The following is a 580-nucleotide window of genomic DNA, read 5'->3' on the forward strand; positions in this document are numbered from 1 at the left end:
GTGCGAGAGGGCTCGGTCGACCTGATGGGCGGGATCGACGCCCAAGAGCTGCGGGCCGCCGTGGCGCAGCGGCTCCCGGACTACATGGTGCCGTCGGCGTTCGTGGTCCTCGATCGGCTTCCGCTCACCGCGAACGGCAAGGTGGATCGGGCGGCGTTGCCGGAGCCGGAGATCGCCGGCGGCGCCTACCGGGCACCGCGCACCCCGCGCGAGAAGGTGCTGGTCGCGGTGTTCGCCGAGGTCCTGGGCCTGGAACGGGTGGGGCTCGACGACGACTTCTTCGCCACCGGCGGCGACAGCATCCGCTCGCTCCAGGTCGTCTCCAGGGCCCGGGCCAAGGACGTCGAGATCACCCCGAAGCTGATCTTCGAACACCGGACGCCGGCAGCGCTCGCCGAGGCCGCGACCTCGGTCTCCGAGGCCGACGCAACCGACGCGAGCCACGGTGTCGACGGGATCGACGGGGACACCGGTGACGACTCGGTCGTACCGCTGCCGCCGATCGCTCGGCATCTGCTCGACGCGGGCGGCGGGTACGAGCGGTTCGCGATGGCGCTGGCCGTGGAACTGCCCGAGGGCA

Annotated in this window: 1 protein-coding gene; it reads left to right on the plus strand. The window is 72.2% G+C overall.

Annotation, left to right across the window (positions count from 1 at the left end):
• Positions 1-580, plus strand: a 580-nt coding sequence (locus GT354_RS02830) for a phosphopantetheine-binding protein (RefSeq protein WP_237534316.1), incomplete at both ends; no start/stop codon positions are given.

Source organism: Streptomyces sp. SID3343 (assembly GCF_009865215.1).
GTDB lineage: Bacteria > Actinomycetota > Actinomycetes > Streptomycetales > Streptomycetaceae > Embleya.